A 14,358-nucleotide genomic window follows, 5' to 3' on the forward strand; every position below is an offset into this window, starting at 1 on the left:
CCAATGCGGGGTTCGAACGGGCAGTCATGTCCGGCTTGCCACTGCCTGACGGTAGAAGGTGATCTTGTCCCGGATGACCTCGCGGCTGGCGATGAGTTCCTCGATCTGGGCATCGAGAGAACGGGCGTGCGATTCCATCAACGCGATCCGGTCTGCCTCGTTGCCCTCGCCGGCGCGAACGAGTTGAGAGTACCTGGCCATGTCAGCCACGGGCATGGCCGAATCGCGCAGCCGGTTCAGCAGCGCCAACCAGCGCACGGCCTCGTCGCCGAAGATCCGCTGACCGCCGGGGGTGCGTGGGATGTCGCGGGGGAACAAGCCTTGCGCCTCGTACCAGCGCAGCGCATGAACGCTCAGGCCGGAAATGGCGGCAAGTTCGCCGATCGTGTAGGTGCGTTCGGCGATGGTCGCCTCTGCCGTCATGAGATCCGTCCTTGACCTAGAGTGAACTCTAGAACTTAGCATGGCGGGTATGACTGCAACGCACGACATCACCGCCCGCCAGCAGCCGCTGGCCACCGAGTTCGGCTACCGCACCACCGCCGCCGAAGTCCTCGCCGGCCACGACCTCGGGGGGAAGACCGCCATCGTCACCGGCGGCTACTCCGGCCTCGGACTCGAGACCGTCAAGGCGCTCGCCGCCGCGGGGGTCGCCGTCACGGTGCCGGCCCGCCGCCCGGACGCCGCCACGGCTGCACTCGTGGAGGTGCCCGGCGTCACCGTCCGTCAGATGGATCTCGGCGATCTCGACTCGGTCGCGGCCTTCGCCGCCGCAGTGCGCAACGCGGGCACTCCGATCGACATCATGATCAACGCCGCCGGGGTGATGGCCTCGCCGCTGTCGCGCACGCCGCAGGGATGGGAGTCTCAGTTCGGCATCAACCACCTGGGGCATTTCGCTCTCGTCGCAGGGGTGGCTGGCCAGCTGCGCCCGGGTGCCCGCGTCGTGGCGTACTCCTCGACGGCCCATTACCTCTCCCCGGTGCTGTTCGACGACATCAACTTCGAGCACACACCGTACGACCCGTGGATTGCGTACGGCCAGTCCAAGACGGCGGACGCGCTGTTCGCTGTTGCGCTCGATGCGCGCTCCGCCGCCCACGACATCCACGCGTTTTCCGTGAATCCCGGTGGCATCATGACGGACCTGCAGCGGCACATGCCGCGTGAGGAGTTGCTCCGGCGGAAGTGGATCGACGAGAACGGCGACCCGAACCCGTTGTTCAAGACCGCCGCCCAGGGTGCCGCGACCGCGCTGTGGGCCGCGACCGCCCCCGAACTGGTCGACCGTGGAGGGGTGTATTGCGAGGACTGCTCCATCAAGGGCATCGTCTCGCCCGACCACACCGACGCGATCGCCGGCGGGGTCAAAGAATGGGCCATTGACGCGGACGCCGCCGAGCGCCTGTTCGCACTCTCGGTCCAGGCGACCGGGCTGGACCCGTTCGCCGACTGACGCTTGGTGGGTATGCCCGCTTGAGCGCTCGGCGAGGAGCAGGTTGAGTCGATTTCCTGCCGGCGCGGTTTGCTTGTCCGTGCCCATCGATTGCGCATCGTTCAAATAGGTGAGGTCGTCGACGGGGGTGCCGAATCGGTCGGCCACGTCCGGAGGCACGGGTGCTGCGGTCCCTATCGCTCGGGCGCAAGCGGCGGTACGGTCGCCGCGATCGCTGATTCGCGCGCGAACGAGCCGATCACCCTCCTGTCCCAGCGTCGGAACCGAGAGAGGCAATCATGACAACGGTGTTGATCTTCCACGAAGTCGATGACGTCGAGCACTGGCTCAACTCACCCAGGCGGGAAGAGATCTTCGGGCCGCTGGGCATCACCGTCCAGACCTTCATCGACCCGACCGACGACCACAGGGTCGGGCTGATCGCCGACGTGCACGACATGGACGTCTTCCAGAGGGTGATGGCATCCGAAGTCGCGGCGGAGGCCATGCAGTTCGACGGCGTCCGACCGGAAACCGTCGTGATGATGGTGGAGTCCTGACGATGTATGCCCGAATCAGCACGTTCACGACTAGCCCCGACACTGACCTTCACGCAAATGAGAATGCCACCATGCTGCGGGTGCTGGCGAATCCCGGTTGCCGCGGGATGTATTTCCTGAAAGGCACGGAGAATAACACGGCCCTGGCCATCACGCTCTGGGACTCGGAGGACTCCCTCGCGGGGAGCCGGGAGGCCTCTGACACCATCCGCGCGGACACGATCGCAGAGCAGCACCTGACGATCGTGGGTGTCGAGGAGTTCGAGGTGACGACGAGCACCTTCATCGGCTGAGCCCGGCGGCGCCCGCCGGCGCAGGGCCGTGCGGCACCGCTCGTTACGATGGGGAGTCCCACGCCCCGCTCGGAAGGCAGCCATGGAGTACGCCCCCGCGCCCGACGGCGCCCGCATCGCCTGGTCGTCGACCGGCGCAAACGCACCCGACGACGCACCCGGCGATCCCGTCGTGCTGATCGCCGGGCAGGGCGTCTCGAGCCAGTCGTGGTCTCCGTTGCTTCCGGCGTTCGGCGCCCGGCACCGGGTGATCACCTTCGACACCCGCGGGGTCGGCGGCAGTGAGCCCGGCAGCGACGCGCGCTTCACGACCGCGGCGCTCGCCGAGGACATCGTCGCGGTGCTCGACGCCGCCGGCATCGACAGGGCGCACGTGTACGGCCACTCGATGGGCGGTCGGGTCGCACAGTGGTTCGCGATCAACCACGCCGATCGCCTCGGCGCCCTCGTGCTCGGAGCGACGAGCGGCGGCGACGCCCGCGGCCTGACCAGGTCGGCTCCCGTCGCCCAGGGCATGGCCAGAGGCGACGCGCTCTCGATGGGCCCGCTGTTCTTCACGGATGCCTTCATCACGTCTCACCCGGAACTCGTCGCCGCCATGTTCGTGCGCCCGACCTCGATCCACATCCGACGCTTGTTGTTCGACGCGAGCACCGCGCACGATGCCTGGGACCACCTGCCGAGGATCGCCGCGCCGACGCTCGTCCTCCACGGCGATGCCGATGAGGTCACGCCGCCCGCGAACGGCGAACGCCTCGCCGAACATATTCCGAATGCCGCATTCGGGGAGCTGCCCGGGCTGCGGCACGGGTACTTCCTCGAGAGTGAGTGGGCGACGGATGCCGTCCTCAGGTTCTTCGCGGCGCATCCGCTGGACGGGCCGCCAGCGGCATGACTTACGGCGTGACGTCCGCCGCACTCGCCCGGGTGACCGGCGCCGCGACCAGTGGGAGGAAGACGTCGTCGACGATCTCGCGGATCACCTCGGCCGGCACGGCGGTCAGGGTCATCATGGCCTCGTTCCGGAACAGGTCGAACGGGACCCCGGCCACCCGCTCGCTGATCGGCCCGGGTCGGAGTTCGCCCCGTGCCCGGGCCCGCTCGAGGATCGTGACCATGGAGAGTTGCCGGTCGCCGATGAACTCGCGGCGCAGGTCGGCCGGGGTGAGCGTGCCCTCCTGGTAGTAGGCCGACAGGCGGGCGCTCAAGAGTGCCGCCATGCCCGTGCGGCGTTCGCTCGCTGCCGAGAGCAGGGCCATCACGTCGCCGCGGAGGGATCCGGTGTCGGGAAGGGGGATGGCATCCGCCGCCCCGCGGTGCCGCAGGACCGCGAGGAAGAGCTCCTCACGGGTGGACCAGCGCCGATAGAGCACCGGTTTGCTCGTGTGGGCGCGCTCGGCGACGGCCTCGAAGGTGAGCGCGCCGTAACCCGCCGCGAGCAGCTGTTCCCACGCTGCGTCGAGGATTGCGGACTCCAGTTCGGCGCCGCGACGCCGCGACGCCGGAACGCGCTCGATTACAGGATCCATTTGAGTATCTTATCCAACCGGCCTATGCTCTGAGGAAACGAGACAGTTTCTTATATCGGTTGGAGAAGGCCACGATGACACAAGCCACGGACCCGGACGTCCTCGACCCGCAGACGAAGCGGGCCCTGACCGCGTTGATCACCGGCGGGGTCGCCGCGGTGCTCGACACAACCATTGTCACGATCGCTATCCACACCCTCGCGAGCGAGTTGAACACGACGGTCGCCGTCATCCAGTGGGTGAGCACCGGGTATCTGCTGGCGCTCGCCGTCGCGATCCCGCTCGTCGGTTGGGCACAGGCGCGGTTCGGCGGCAAGCGACTCTGGATGCTCGCCCTGGTCATCTTTGTGCTCGGTTCCATCCTCTGCTCGCTCGCCTGGGACGCGCCGAGCCTGATCGGGTTCCGGGTCGTGCAGGGGTTCGGCGCCGGGATGATCTTCCCGCTGATGCAGACCCTCGCGATGCAGGCATCCGCCGGGAAGGCCCTCGGCAAGATCGCGGCAACGGTGAGCCTGCCAATCGCGGTCGGACCCATCCTCGGCCCGGTGCTCGGCGGTTTCATCCTGAACTGGCTGAACTGGCGCTGGCTGTTCCTGGTGAACGTGCCGATCGTCGCGGTCGGCCTCATCCTCGCGTGGCGAGCCCTTCCCGACGACCGCCCGGGCCGGGGCGTGGCGCGTCCGCGGCTGGATGTCGTCGGATTCGTCCTCCTGACGCCCGCGCTCGTGGGAATCCTGCTCGGTCTCTCGAATGTGCACGGAGATGGCGGTTTCGGACGGACCGACGTGTACCCGCCGGTGCTGCTCGGCGTGGCACTGCTCGTCGGCTTCATCGTCTGGGCGTGGCGCCGGGGCGACGCGGCGCTCATCGACATCCACCTGCTTGCCACTCGGCCCGTGGGCGTCGCGTCCGTGATCCTCTTCGTGACGGGCGCCTGCATGTACGGGGCGATGCTGCTCCTTCCGCTTTACTGGCAGAGCCTGCGCGGCTTCGACGTGCTCGGGGCGGCGTTCCTGCTGATTCCGCAGGGCGTCGGCTCGCTCCTGTCGCGCACCATCGCCGGGTCGCTCACCGACCGGTTCGGGGCGCGCTGGATCGCCGTGGTCGGCTTCCTCGTCGTGGGGCTCTCGACGGTTCCGTTCGCTTTCGCCGGCGCAGACACCGACCAGTGGTGGCTCGCGGCCGTGTTACTGGTGCGCGGCCTGGGCCTCGGCGCGGTGTTGATCCCGACGATGACCGTCGCCTACGTGGACCTCGACCGGGAGGCGATGCCACACGCGTCGATGATCACCCGGATCAGCCAGCAACTCGGCGGCTCGTTCGGGGTGGCCATCGTCGCTGTCGTGCTCCAGGGTGCCGTGGTCTCGGCCCCTGGTGGCCTCGCTGGGGGGTTCGCGGCGGCGTTCTGGTGGACGATCGGCTTCGCCGGGTTCGCGGCCGCGATCTCACTGCTGCTTCCGGTTCCCCGGGCGGCGCATCGCCGAGGCTAGGGGCGGGGCGGGCGCGGGCGCAGCGGGATCGTTGCAAGAACGGCACGGCCGGCCGGGTCGGCCCGGGGCGCCATGTCGACGAGCGCGAGCTGGCCGAGCTCGAGGGTCCCGCCGGTCGCCACGCGCGCGGGGTGCTTGTCGGTGACGTGCGCCCGGAATTCGGTCCCGGTGAACGCCGCCTCGTCCGGGGCGGCTGCGAACGGGCGCACCGCGGCGACCACGAGGTCATGCAGCGCGGTCAGTCCGGGGTGCGGCTCGAGCACGGTCACGGGAATGTCGTGGCGGCGCCCGAACCGTTCGGCGCCGCCGGCGACCAGGCTCAGCGCGGGCAGAGCGGATGCCGCGGCCGCGAGAGCCTCCGCGATGGCGCCGGGCGCGGCATCCGTCAGGAACGGCGCCAGCACCGTCACGTGCAGGGGCCAGTCGCGCACCAGGAAGGTGTCGCCGACGTTCAGCGGCGCCAGCGGGAGGACCACGACGAGCCGGGGCATCACTGCATCACCGCGCTACCGCGTCACCGGATCGCGCCGGTCTCGTCATCGGCGAGGGCCAGGTCGATGAAGGCCCGCACCGCCGCCGAGAGCCGCCGCGTGCGCGAGGCCGCGAGATAGACGGTGAAGTCGGGCATGCCCGCCACGGGGAGGCGCCGCACGTTGCGGGCGTCGCGGGCGGCGAATTCGGGCAGCAGGGCGACGCCGAGGCCGTTGGTCACGTACTCGGCGGCGGTGCCGATGTCGGACACCTCGATCATCACCCGGCGCTCGAGGCCGGCCGCGGCGAAGGTCTCGTCCACAATCTGCCGGCTCGCGTAGCCGGGCGGCAGGTCGATGAATTCCTCGGGGGCGAGGTCGTCGAGATGGTCGAGGCCGACGTGTCCCGCCGTGGCGAGGCGGTGGTCGGCGGGCACCACGAGGACCATCGGCGATGAGGAGATCGGTGCGGCCACGAGCTGGGTGGGCACCGGCCCGCTGAGCGCGAGGAACGCGAGGTCGAGTTCGCCCGTCGCGAGCTCGTCGAGGAGTCCGGCCGAACCGCGCCTCGCCGCCCGCAGCCGCACGCCGACTCCCGGGTGGCCGGTGCGGAACAGCCCGAGCAGTCGCGGCACGTTGACGAGGGTGACGGAGGTCATCAGGCCGATCACGATCGAGCCCGTGATCGCGTGGGTGGTCTCCTCGGCGGCGTCGCGCACCCCGTTGACGGCGTCGAGCGCCTCGCGCACCTTGGGCAGCAGCAGCTCACCCGTCGAGGTGAGCCGGATCTGCCTGCGGCTCCGGTCGAAGAGCTCGACGCCGAGTTCGTTCTCGAGCGCGCGCACCCCCGCGGACACTGCGGACTGCGCGATCGTGAGCCGGTCGGCGGCGCGCGTGAAGCTCAGTTCGCTCGCCACCGCGCTGAAGAATTCGAACTGTCGCACATCCACCCATAAATCATCTCATTTGGAGATTGGTTCCATCACCATTCGGCGTTGTTTCTTATCTGTTGGAGCGGGACGATAGATAGAGGGAGCCGCTCGAACGGCGAACCGGAAGGCATGACGTGACGAACAATTCAACTGTCCTGGGCAGCGGCCCCGTGGCGGAAACCCCGACGCCGGCAGTGGCGGCACACACCTCGAACTCGGCAGTAACGGATGGCCTCGGCGTGCCCGCAGCGCCCCGCCGCTCGGCCGACCGGGTCGTCGAGGTGCTCAAGGCCCACGGGGTGAAATGGGTGTTCGGCGTGCCCGGCGCCAAGATCGACCCCGTCTACGACGCCCTCGTCGACGACGGCCCCGAACTCATCGTCTGCCGGCACGAGCAGAACGCGGCCTTCATGGCCGCCGCCGTCGGCCGGCTGAGCGGGGAGCCCGGCGTCGTGCTCGTCACGAGCGGGCCCGGCACCTCCAACCTCGCGACCGGCCTGCTCACGGCCACGACAGAGGGCGACCCGATGGTCGCCATCTGCGGTGCGGTCTCCCGCGCCGACCGGCTCAAGCGCACCCACCAGTCCATGGATGCCGTCGGCATGCTCTCCGCCGTGACCAAGTCCGCGGGCGAGGTCAGCGTCGCCGACAACGTGCCGGAGGCCATCGCCAACGCGTTCCGCCGCGCGACCCAGGAGCCCAAGGGCGCCGCCGCTGTCGTGCTCCCGTACGACGTGCTCGTCGACACCACGACCGTGTCGATGACGGGCCCGCACTGGGTGCCGCGCCTCGGCGCCGCACCCACGGAGAGCGTCACGCGCGCCGCCGAACTGCTGAAGAACGCGGAATTCCCGGTCATCCTCGCCGGAGCGCGTGCGGGGTCAGACCGGGCCACTGCCGCCCTGCATCGCCTGCTGGGCGTCGCCGACCTCCCCGTCGTCGAGACGTTCCAGGCGGCCGGCGTGCTATCCCACGAGCTCGAAGAGCACTACCTCGGCCGGGTGGGTCTGTTCCGCAACCAGCCGGGCGACATCCTGCTGCACAAGGCCGACCTCATCCTCACGATCGGCTACGACTTCGTCGAGTACGAGCCCTCGAAGTGGAACAAGGACCACCAGCGCCGGATCATCCACCTCGACGAGCTCTCCGCCGACCTCGACGACTACTACCGTCCGACGGTCGAGCTGCGCGGTGACGTCGCCGAGACCATCGACGCGCTCGCCCGGCAGATCGACGGCCTCGAGCTCGGCGCCGCGGCATCCGTTGTCGTCGCCACCGAGCGGTCCCGCCTCGCCGAGGCCGACGAGCCGCACTGGAACGAGGACGAGTCCGAGGGCGTGCACCCCGCGGCACTGACCCTCGCGATGCGGAAACTGCTGCCCGACGACACGACCGTGCTCTGCGACGTCGGCTCGCACTACATCTACATGGCCCGGCACTTCCGCACCTATCACCCGCGGACGCTGCTCTTCTCGAACGGCCAGCAGACGCTCGGCGTCGCGCTGCCGTGGGCGATCGCCGCGACCCTCGTGCGGCCCGGAACGCCGGTCGTCTCGGTGTCGGGCGACGGTGGCTTCCTTTACTCAGCGATGGAACTCGAGACCGCGGTCCGCCTCGGCTCGACGTTCACGCACGTGATCTTCAACGACGGCACCTACGACATGGTCGCATTCCAGCAGCAGGGCAAGTACGGCCGCACCTCCGGCGTGCAGCTCGGCGACTACGACGCGGTCCAGTACGCCGAGTCCTTCGGCGCGCACGGCTACCGGGTCACCCACCTCGACGATTTCGCGGGCGTACTGAAGCAGGCCATGGCCGAGCCGGGGCCGAGCATCATCGACGTGCGCGTCGACTACCGAAACAACCGGGATGAGCTCATGGCTGATCTGGAAAGCGATGTGCTGCAGTGAGTGAATTCACGGTCTCCCGACACGAGATCTTCCAAACGAGCCTGATGAGCGCCCTGCTCGACGGCGTCTACGAGGGCGAGATGACCGTGCGCGACCTGCTCGGTCACGGCAGCTTCGGCATCGGCACCTTCAACGGGCTCGACGGCGAGATGCTGATCCTCGACGGCAGCTGCTACCAGTTGCGCGCCGACGGCGGCGTCTCCAAGGCCGACCTCGGCGCGCACACCCCGTACGCGGTCGTCACGAACTTCGTCCCCCACGTCGAGAGCGACCTGCCCGACGGCGCGCTGCGGGCCGAGGCATCCGCCTTCATCGACCACATGACCTCGTCAGAGAACTACATGTACGCGCTGCGGATCGACGCCGAATTCGAGTGGATCACCATGCGCACCGTGGTCAAGCAGGAGAAGCCGTACCGCCCGATGGTCGAGGCGACCGACGAGGACGCGATCGTCGAACTGCACAACGTGACCGGCACCATCGTCGGCTTCCGCACCCCGCTCTACGAGCAAGGCATCGGCGTTCCCGGCTGCCACGCCCACTTCGTCACCGACGACCGCAGCGCCGGCGGCCACGTGCTCGACTTCAAGCTGAAGTCCGGCCACGCCGCCCTCTGCCTCGGCACCGACCTGCGCCTGCAGCTGCCCTTGACGGATGCCTTCCGCGACGCCAATCTCTCGCCCGACGACCTCGAGTGGCAGCTGCAGAAGACCGAGTCGCACGCCAAGTAGGCGCAGCCGCGGTCTGGGGTCACGGGGCGCGGCGGAACGGGGCGCCGACACTAGTGTCGGAAAACCCTTTCCGGCCGAGCCGTAGGATCGATGGAACGGTGTGCTCCAGCCTTCCGACTGTGCCGGTCCACCGGCAACGGAAGGACCTTACGTGCTCTCTCGACCCCGGGTCGTCATCGTCGGCGGCGGAATCAGCGGACTGGCGACAGCCCACTATCTGCACCAGTCGCTCGGGGACGGGGTGCTGATCACCCTGGTCGAAGCCTCGCCCCGCCTCGGCGGAAAGATCGTCACCGAGGAGTTCGCCGGGCACTCGGTCGACGCCGGCCCCGATGCGCTGATGGTGCGCGCCCCCGTCGCCGTCAACCTCCTCACCGACCTGGGCCTCGCGGACCTCGTCGTGGCACCCGCGAGCGGCGGATCACGGATCTGGTCCCGCGGCCGCCTCCGCACGCTGCCCACCGGAACCGTGTTCGGCATCCCCGACCGCCTCCTGCCGCTGCTTCGGTCACGCCTGCTCACCCCGCTCGGCTTCGCCCGGGTGCTCGTCGACCTGGCCCTGCCGGTCGGGCGCACACTGCCGGCCGACCCCACCATCGCCGAGATCGTGGTCCCGCGGATGGGCCGTGAGGTCTTCGACCGGCTCGTGGACCCGCTCCTCGGCGGCATCCACGCCGGCCGCGCCGACGAACTCAGCGCGCACAGCACCGCCCCCGACATCGAAGTGCTCGCCCGCGGCAACCGCAGCCTGAACCTCGCGCTCCGCCGCCGGCGCCGCGCGGGGGCCGCGAAGGCCGCCGCCGCGCTCGCCGCCGGCACCGGTGCCACCGTGGCTCTCTCCACCGCGGGGGATGCCGCGGCCGGGTCTCGCGCAGCGGCGTCCGCCGGTGCAGCGCCCCGGCTCGCCCGGGCCGGCGGGGCTACGCTCGTCACTGTCGAGGGCGGACTCGGTCGCGTCATCGACGCGCTCGCCGCGCGTGCGGCGGGCGACGACATCCGCCTCGGCACGGCCGCGACGAGTCTCGCCCGCGAGGGCGCCGGCTACCGCGTTGGACTCTCCGACGACACGAGCGTCGAGGCCGACGTCGTGGTGCTCGCCGGCCCCGCGTTCGTCGCCGCCGACCTGCTCAGGGACGAGAACCCCGTGCTCGGGGCCGCGCTCGCCGGGATCCCCTACACGGATGTCGCCACGATCTGCCTCGCCTACCCGCGCTCGGCGCTCGGTCGCCCGCTCGGCGGCAACGGTTTCCTGGTTCCGCCGGTCGAGGGCAAGCTCGTGGTCGGCTGCACCGTCTCGAGCAACAAATGGCCGCACCTGGCCGATGAGGCGACCGTCCTCATCCGCTGCATGGTCGGTCGCGCCGGGGACACCCGCTGGGCCGGGCTCGACGACGAGACGCTCGTCGCGCAGGTGCACGCCGAGCTCGTGGACGCCCTGGGCATGACCGGGAGACCGACCACTCACCACATCGAGCGCTGGCCGCTCGGGATGCCGCAGTACGTCGTCGGGCACCAGGGCCGCCTCGACACCGCCGAACGGGAGCTCGCCGGACTGCCCGGGGTACACCTGACCGGGTCGGCGTATCGCGGGGTCGGACTCGCGAGCTGCATCGCCGACGCCGAACGCGTCGCCACCCGGATCGCCGCAAGCAGCGCCGCGGGCACCATCGCCGCGGCGCAGGCACCGAGCGAGGTCGTGTCATGAGCACCGCCACCCAGACCACCCAGACCACCGGGGCCGTCGAGACCACCGGGGCCGGCGCATCCGCTGCGATCGGTGTCGACGTCCTCGACCCGACCCGCAGCCACGTGCTCGGCCACCCCGCCGTGCTGCCGACGCTGCCCGCCGCCCGCCGCGGCCCCGGGCCGGACTACTCGAAGCGCCCGATGCTCGTCTTCTGGGAGACGACCCGCGCGTGTGCCCTCGCCTGCAAGCACTGCCGCGCGAGCGCGACGATGCAGGCGCTGCCCGGCGAACTCAGCACGGCCCAGGGCAAGGACCTGATCGACCAGATCGCCGGCTTCGGCCGGCCGTACCCGATCCTCGTGCTCACCGGTGGCGACTGCCTGATGCGCCCCGACCTGTTCGAACTCGTCGAGTACGCCACCGGGCTCGGCCTGCCGACGGCGCTCTCGCCCTCGGTCACGCCCACCCTGACCGCCGCGATGATCGAGAAGATCGTCGCGAGCGGGGTCAAGGCCGTCTCGATCAGCCTCGACGGGGCGAGCGCACCGACCCACGAGGGCGTCCGCGGCATCCCCGGCCACTTCGAGGACACCGTCAACGCCATCCGCGCCCTCGCCTCCGCCGGACTGAGCGTGCAGGTGAACACCACGGTGATGCGCGCGAACGTCGACGAACTGGCGGATGTCGCTGCCCTGATCCAGAACGCCGGCGCGGCCATCTGGGAGGTCTTCTTCCTCGTGCAGGTCGGACGCGGCGTCTCGACGGAGGCCGTGACCCCCGAGGAGCACGAGGAGATCTGCCACTTCCTCTACGACGCCTCACAGCACGGCTTCATCATTCGCACGGTCGAGGCCCCGTTCTTCCGTCGGGTCGTCGCCCGGCGCCGCGCGGGAGACCCGGCACCGGCAACCCCGCTCTACGAACGGCTGGCCAGTCGGCTCGAGAGCCTGATGGGCCCGCCGATCGGACTGCCCCGCGCGCAGACGGCCTCGACCCGCGACGGCAAGGGCATCGTCTTCGTCGCCTACGATGGTGAGGTCTATCCGGCCGGCTTCCTGCCGCTCGGCCTCGGGAATGTGGAGACGACACCGCTCGCCGAGATCTACCGCGACAACCCGCTGCTCAAGCAGATCCGCGCGACCGAATTCACCGGACGCTGCGGCAGCTGCGAATACGCCGACCTCTGCGGCGGCTCCCGGGCGCGTGCCTTCGCCTCGAGCGGCGACCCCCTCGGCGAAGACCCGGCCTGCCCGTACCTGCCGGGGACGGATGCCGCGGCCGGCACGCCCGTCGGTGCCGGTGCCTGAGCGCGTGAACGCCGCGCAGGACCGGCTGTCGCCGGGCTCCGCGCCGATGCTTGTCGTCACGCCGGGCTCCGAGCCGGGGTCCGCCGCCGACGACGCAGCACGGGACCCCGCCTACGACGCCGTGCTGCTGCTCGGCTTCGGCGGACCAGAGGGCCAGGACGACGTCATCCCGTTCCTCCGCAACGTCACGCGTGGGCGCGGGATCCCCGAGGAACGGCTCGAGACCGTCGCGACCCACTACCGCGCCTTCGGGGGAGTGAGCCCCGTCAACGGGCAGAACCGGGCCCTGCGGGCCGCCCTCGAGGCCGAGTTGGCCGACCGGGGTGAGCCGCTGCCGGTGTACTGGGGTAACCGAAACTGGACGCCCCTTCTCGCGGACACGGTGCGGGCGGCATCCGCTGCCGGACACACCCGGCTGCTCGCGATCACGACGAGCGCGTACAGCTCGTACTCGAGCTGCCGTCAGTACCGCGAGGACATCGCGGGGGCCCTGATGACGACCGGGCTCGACGCCACCATGCGCATCGACGCGGTGCGCCCATACTTCGACGAGCCCGGCTTCACCGTGCCCTTCGTCGAGGGCGTGCGCGCTGTGCTTGCGCGCCTCGCGGTGCGGGGGCTGCCGGTCGCGCGCACCCACGTGCTCTTCACTACGCACTCGATCCCGACGGCGGATGCCGCACGCAGCGGGCCGCCCGGCGTCGATTTCGGCGCGGGCGGGGCCTACCTCGCCCAGCACCGGGCCGTCGCCGCTGCGGTAATGGCCGCCCTCGCCGATTCCGCTTCCCGCGGCGATCGCGGCACCGCGGCCGACGGGGAGTCGGTGCCGGCGTGGTCGCTCGCGTTCCAGTCGCGGTCTGGTCCGCCGGCGATGCCGTGGCTCGAACCCGACGTGAACGACGCCCTCCGGGCGCTCGCCGCCGACGGGACGCAGGCCGTCGTGATCGTGCCGATCGGCTTCATTTCCGACCACATGGAGGTGCTCTGGGACCTCGACACCGAGGCCGCGGCCACCGCAACCACCCTCGGACTGACGATGGAGCGCGTCGCGACCCCCGGCATCCACCCGGCTTTCGTCGCCGCCCTCGCGACCCTAGCCCTCGAGCGCTTGCACGGTCCCGTGCTGCCCGGCTGCCCGAGCGGCTGCTGCGAGAAGGGCGCCGGCCGCCCCGCACACTAGTCCTGCCCCGTCCCTGCCGAATTCAGGAGTTGAGCGGGTTCGCGCCCGAAACAAGCGCTTTCCCGGCTGAATTCGCGCTCAACTCCTGAATTCGGAACATCACCGGGCCGGTGAGGGCGCCGGGGAACGGGCTAGAAGTCGATCGTGAAGAGGGGGCGCAGGTAGCGCCGGAGTTCTTCCGCCATGTCGAGGGTGTCCGGGGCAAGCAGCCATTGCACCTGCAGGCCGTCGCTGAGCGCGATGAGCGACTGTGCGGCGCTCCGCGGGTCGACTCCCTCGCGCAGCTGACCGGCAGCCTGAGCGTTGGTGAATGCCTCGGACATCAGGGAAACCACCCAGGTGTACCTGTCCACGAAGTACTGGTGGGCCGGGTGCTCTGGCGCCGTCGCCTCGGCAGACAGTACACAGTGCAGTTCGACAAGCCCCGGGGCGAATTCGGCGTTGTATTCCGCGGCGCGCACCATGCCGCGAATCGTCTCGATGCCGGGCGTTTCGTCGAGGGGGACGAGCGCCACGGAGCGTTCGTCACGCAGCTCGAGCACGCCCGCGAGCAACTCGTTCTTGTTCGAGAAGTGGTGCAGCAGGCCGGCCTGGCTCATTCCCACCCGCTCGGCGATCTCACGCAGCGATCCATTCCGGAACCCGTGGTTGGCGAAAACCTCGATGCTCGCCTCCAGGATTTCCCGCCGTCGCCCAGCTGTTTTGGCATAGGACCCACGCGACTTCCCCGTCATAGTCATGCGGCGACTCTAGTCTGAAACCCACCGTCCATCGCAAAACCGTGTGCGTGAGAGTTTTTCGTATTGCGTCTTCAGTCGGGCGACCCGAGGCGTG

The 14,358-nt window shown here is 70.0% G+C and carries 15 protein-coding genes; 10 read left to right on the forward strand and 5 right to left on the reverse strand.

Features of this window, described 5'->3' with window-relative positions; translation table 11 throughout:
- Positions 1 to 24: 24 nt before the first annotated feature.
- Positions 25 to 423: a MerR family transcriptional regulator gene (locus tag MQH31_RS10800; RefSeq protein WP_243012041.1), complete on the reverse strand. Its 399-nt coding sequence runs from the start codon at positions 421 to 423 to the stop codon at positions 25 to 27.
- Between the two features lie 49 nt (positions 424 to 472).
- Here MQH31_RS10800 and MQH31_RS10805 point away from each other — a divergent pair, with 49 nt between their 5' ends.
- From MQH31_RS10805 to MQH31_RS10820, 4 genes are all read left to right on the forward strand, one after another.
- The gene (locus tag MQH31_RS10805; protein WP_243012042.1) at positions 473 to 1,456 is read left to right on the forward strand and encodes an oxidoreductase; all 984 of its coding nucleotides are present in this window, start codon (positions 473 to 475) and stop codon (positions 1,454 to 1,456) included.
- A gap of 278 nt (positions 1,457 to 1,734) precedes the next feature.
- The gene (locus tag MQH31_RS10810; protein ID WP_243012043.1) at positions 1,735 to 1,995 is read left to right on the forward strand and encodes a hypothetical protein; all 261 of its coding nucleotides are present in this window, start codon (positions 1,735 to 1,737) and stop codon (positions 1,993 to 1,995) included.
- A 71-nt stretch (positions 1,996 to 2,066) separates the two neighbouring features.
- Complete coding sequence (locus tag MQH31_RS10815) at positions 2,067 to 2,288, forward strand: hypothetical protein (RefSeq protein WP_243012044.1); 222 nt, start codon at positions 2,067 to 2,069, stop codon at positions 2,286 to 2,288.
- Between the two features lie 82 nt (positions 2,289 to 2,370).
- Positions 2,371 to 3,183 carry an alpha/beta fold hydrolase gene (locus tag MQH31_RS10820; RefSeq protein ID WP_243012045.1) on the forward strand — a complete coding sequence of 271 codons (813 nt, stop codon included), beginning with the start codon at positions 2,371 to 2,373 and terminating at the stop codon, positions 3,181 to 3,183.
- Between the two features lies 1 nt (position 3,184).
- On the opposite strand, the gene MQH31_RS10825 is transcribed toward MQH31_RS10820, so the two are convergent.
- A complete protein-coding gene (locus MQH31_RS10825; RefSeq protein WP_243012046.1) occupies positions 3,185 to 3,817 on the reverse strand; it encodes a TetR/AcrR family transcriptional regulator in 633 nt (210 codons plus the stop codon).
- Between the two features lie 74 nt (positions 3,818 to 3,891).
- Here MQH31_RS10825 and MQH31_RS10830 point away from each other — a divergent pair, with 74 nt between their 5' ends.
- Positions 3,892 to 5,307 carry an MDR family MFS transporter gene (locus MQH31_RS10830; protein ID WP_243012047.1) on the forward strand — a complete coding sequence of 472 codons (1,416 nt, stop codon included), beginning with the start codon at positions 3,892 to 3,894 and terminating at the stop codon, positions 5,305 to 5,307.
- On the opposite strand, the gene MQH31_RS10835 is transcribed toward MQH31_RS10830, so the two are convergent.
- A complete protein-coding gene (locus MQH31_RS10835) occupies positions 5,304 to 5,798 on the reverse strand; it encodes a 2'-5' RNA ligase family protein (RefSeq protein ID WP_243012048.1) in 495 nt (164 codons plus the stop codon). The genes MQH31_RS10830 and MQH31_RS10835 overlap by 4 nt on opposite strands.
- A 23-nt stretch (positions 5,799 to 5,821) precedes the next feature.
- Positions 5,822 to 6,727 carry a LysR family transcriptional regulator gene (locus MQH31_RS10840; protein ID WP_241976320.1) on the reverse strand — a complete coding sequence of 302 codons (906 nt, stop codon included), beginning with the start codon at positions 6,725 to 6,727 and terminating at the stop codon, positions 5,822 to 5,824.
- A 116-nt stretch (positions 6,728 to 6,843) separates the two neighbouring features.
- Between MQH31_RS10840 and alsS the strand changes: the two genes are divergently transcribed.
- The 5 genes from alsS to MQH31_RS10865 all read left to right on the forward strand — a co-directional run bounded on the left by alsS (position 6,844) and on the right by MQH31_RS10865 (position 13,524).
- Positions 6,844 to 8,619 carry an acetolactate synthase AlsS gene (alsS, locus tag MQH31_RS10845; protein ID WP_243012049.1) on the forward strand — a complete coding sequence of 592 codons (1,776 nt, stop codon included), beginning with the start codon at positions 6,844 to 6,846 and terminating at the stop codon, positions 8,617 to 8,619.
- Entirely contained in the window at positions 8,616 to 9,350 is a 735-nt protein-coding gene (budA, locus tag MQH31_RS10850; RefSeq protein WP_243012050.1) for an acetolactate decarboxylase, read from the forward strand. Before alsS ends, budA begins: the two co-directional genes overlap by 4 nt.
- A 151-nt stretch (positions 9,351 to 9,501) precedes the next feature.
- Positions 9,502 to 11,055, forward strand: a complete 1,554-nt coding sequence (hemG, locus tag MQH31_RS10855; protein WP_243012051.1) for a protoporphyrinogen oxidase — start codon at positions 9,502 to 9,504, stop codon at positions 11,053 to 11,055.
- Positions 11,052 to 12,344: a TIGR04053 family radical SAM/SPASM domain-containing protein gene (locus MQH31_RS10860; RefSeq protein ID WP_243012052.1), complete on the forward strand. Its 1,293-nt coding sequence runs from the start codon at positions 11,052 to 11,054 to the stop codon at positions 12,342 to 12,344. The genes hemG and MQH31_RS10860 overlap by 4 nt, the downstream gene beginning before the upstream one ends.
- Before the next feature lie 46 nt (positions 12,345 to 12,390).
- Positions 12,391 to 13,524: a ferrochelatase gene (locus tag MQH31_RS10865; RefSeq protein WP_279238656.1), complete on the forward strand. Its 1,134-nt coding sequence runs from the start codon at positions 12,391 to 12,393 to the stop codon at positions 13,522 to 13,524.
- Positions 13,525 to 13,655: 131 nt separating this feature from the next.
- On the opposite strand, the gene MQH31_RS10870 is transcribed toward MQH31_RS10865, so the two are convergent.
- Positions 13,656 to 14,264 (reverse strand): TetR/AcrR family transcriptional regulator, encoded by a 609-nt coding sequence (locus tag MQH31_RS10870; protein WP_243012054.1) that lies wholly within the window; start codon positions 14,262 to 14,264, stop codon positions 13,656 to 13,658.
- Positions 14,265 to 14,358 lie beyond the last annotated feature (94 nt).

The organism is Cryobacterium zhongshanensis, assembly GCF_022760445.1.
In the GTDB taxonomy this organism is placed as follows: Bacteria; Actinomycetota; Actinomycetes; order Actinomycetales; family Microbacteriaceae; genus Cryobacterium; species Cryobacterium algoricola.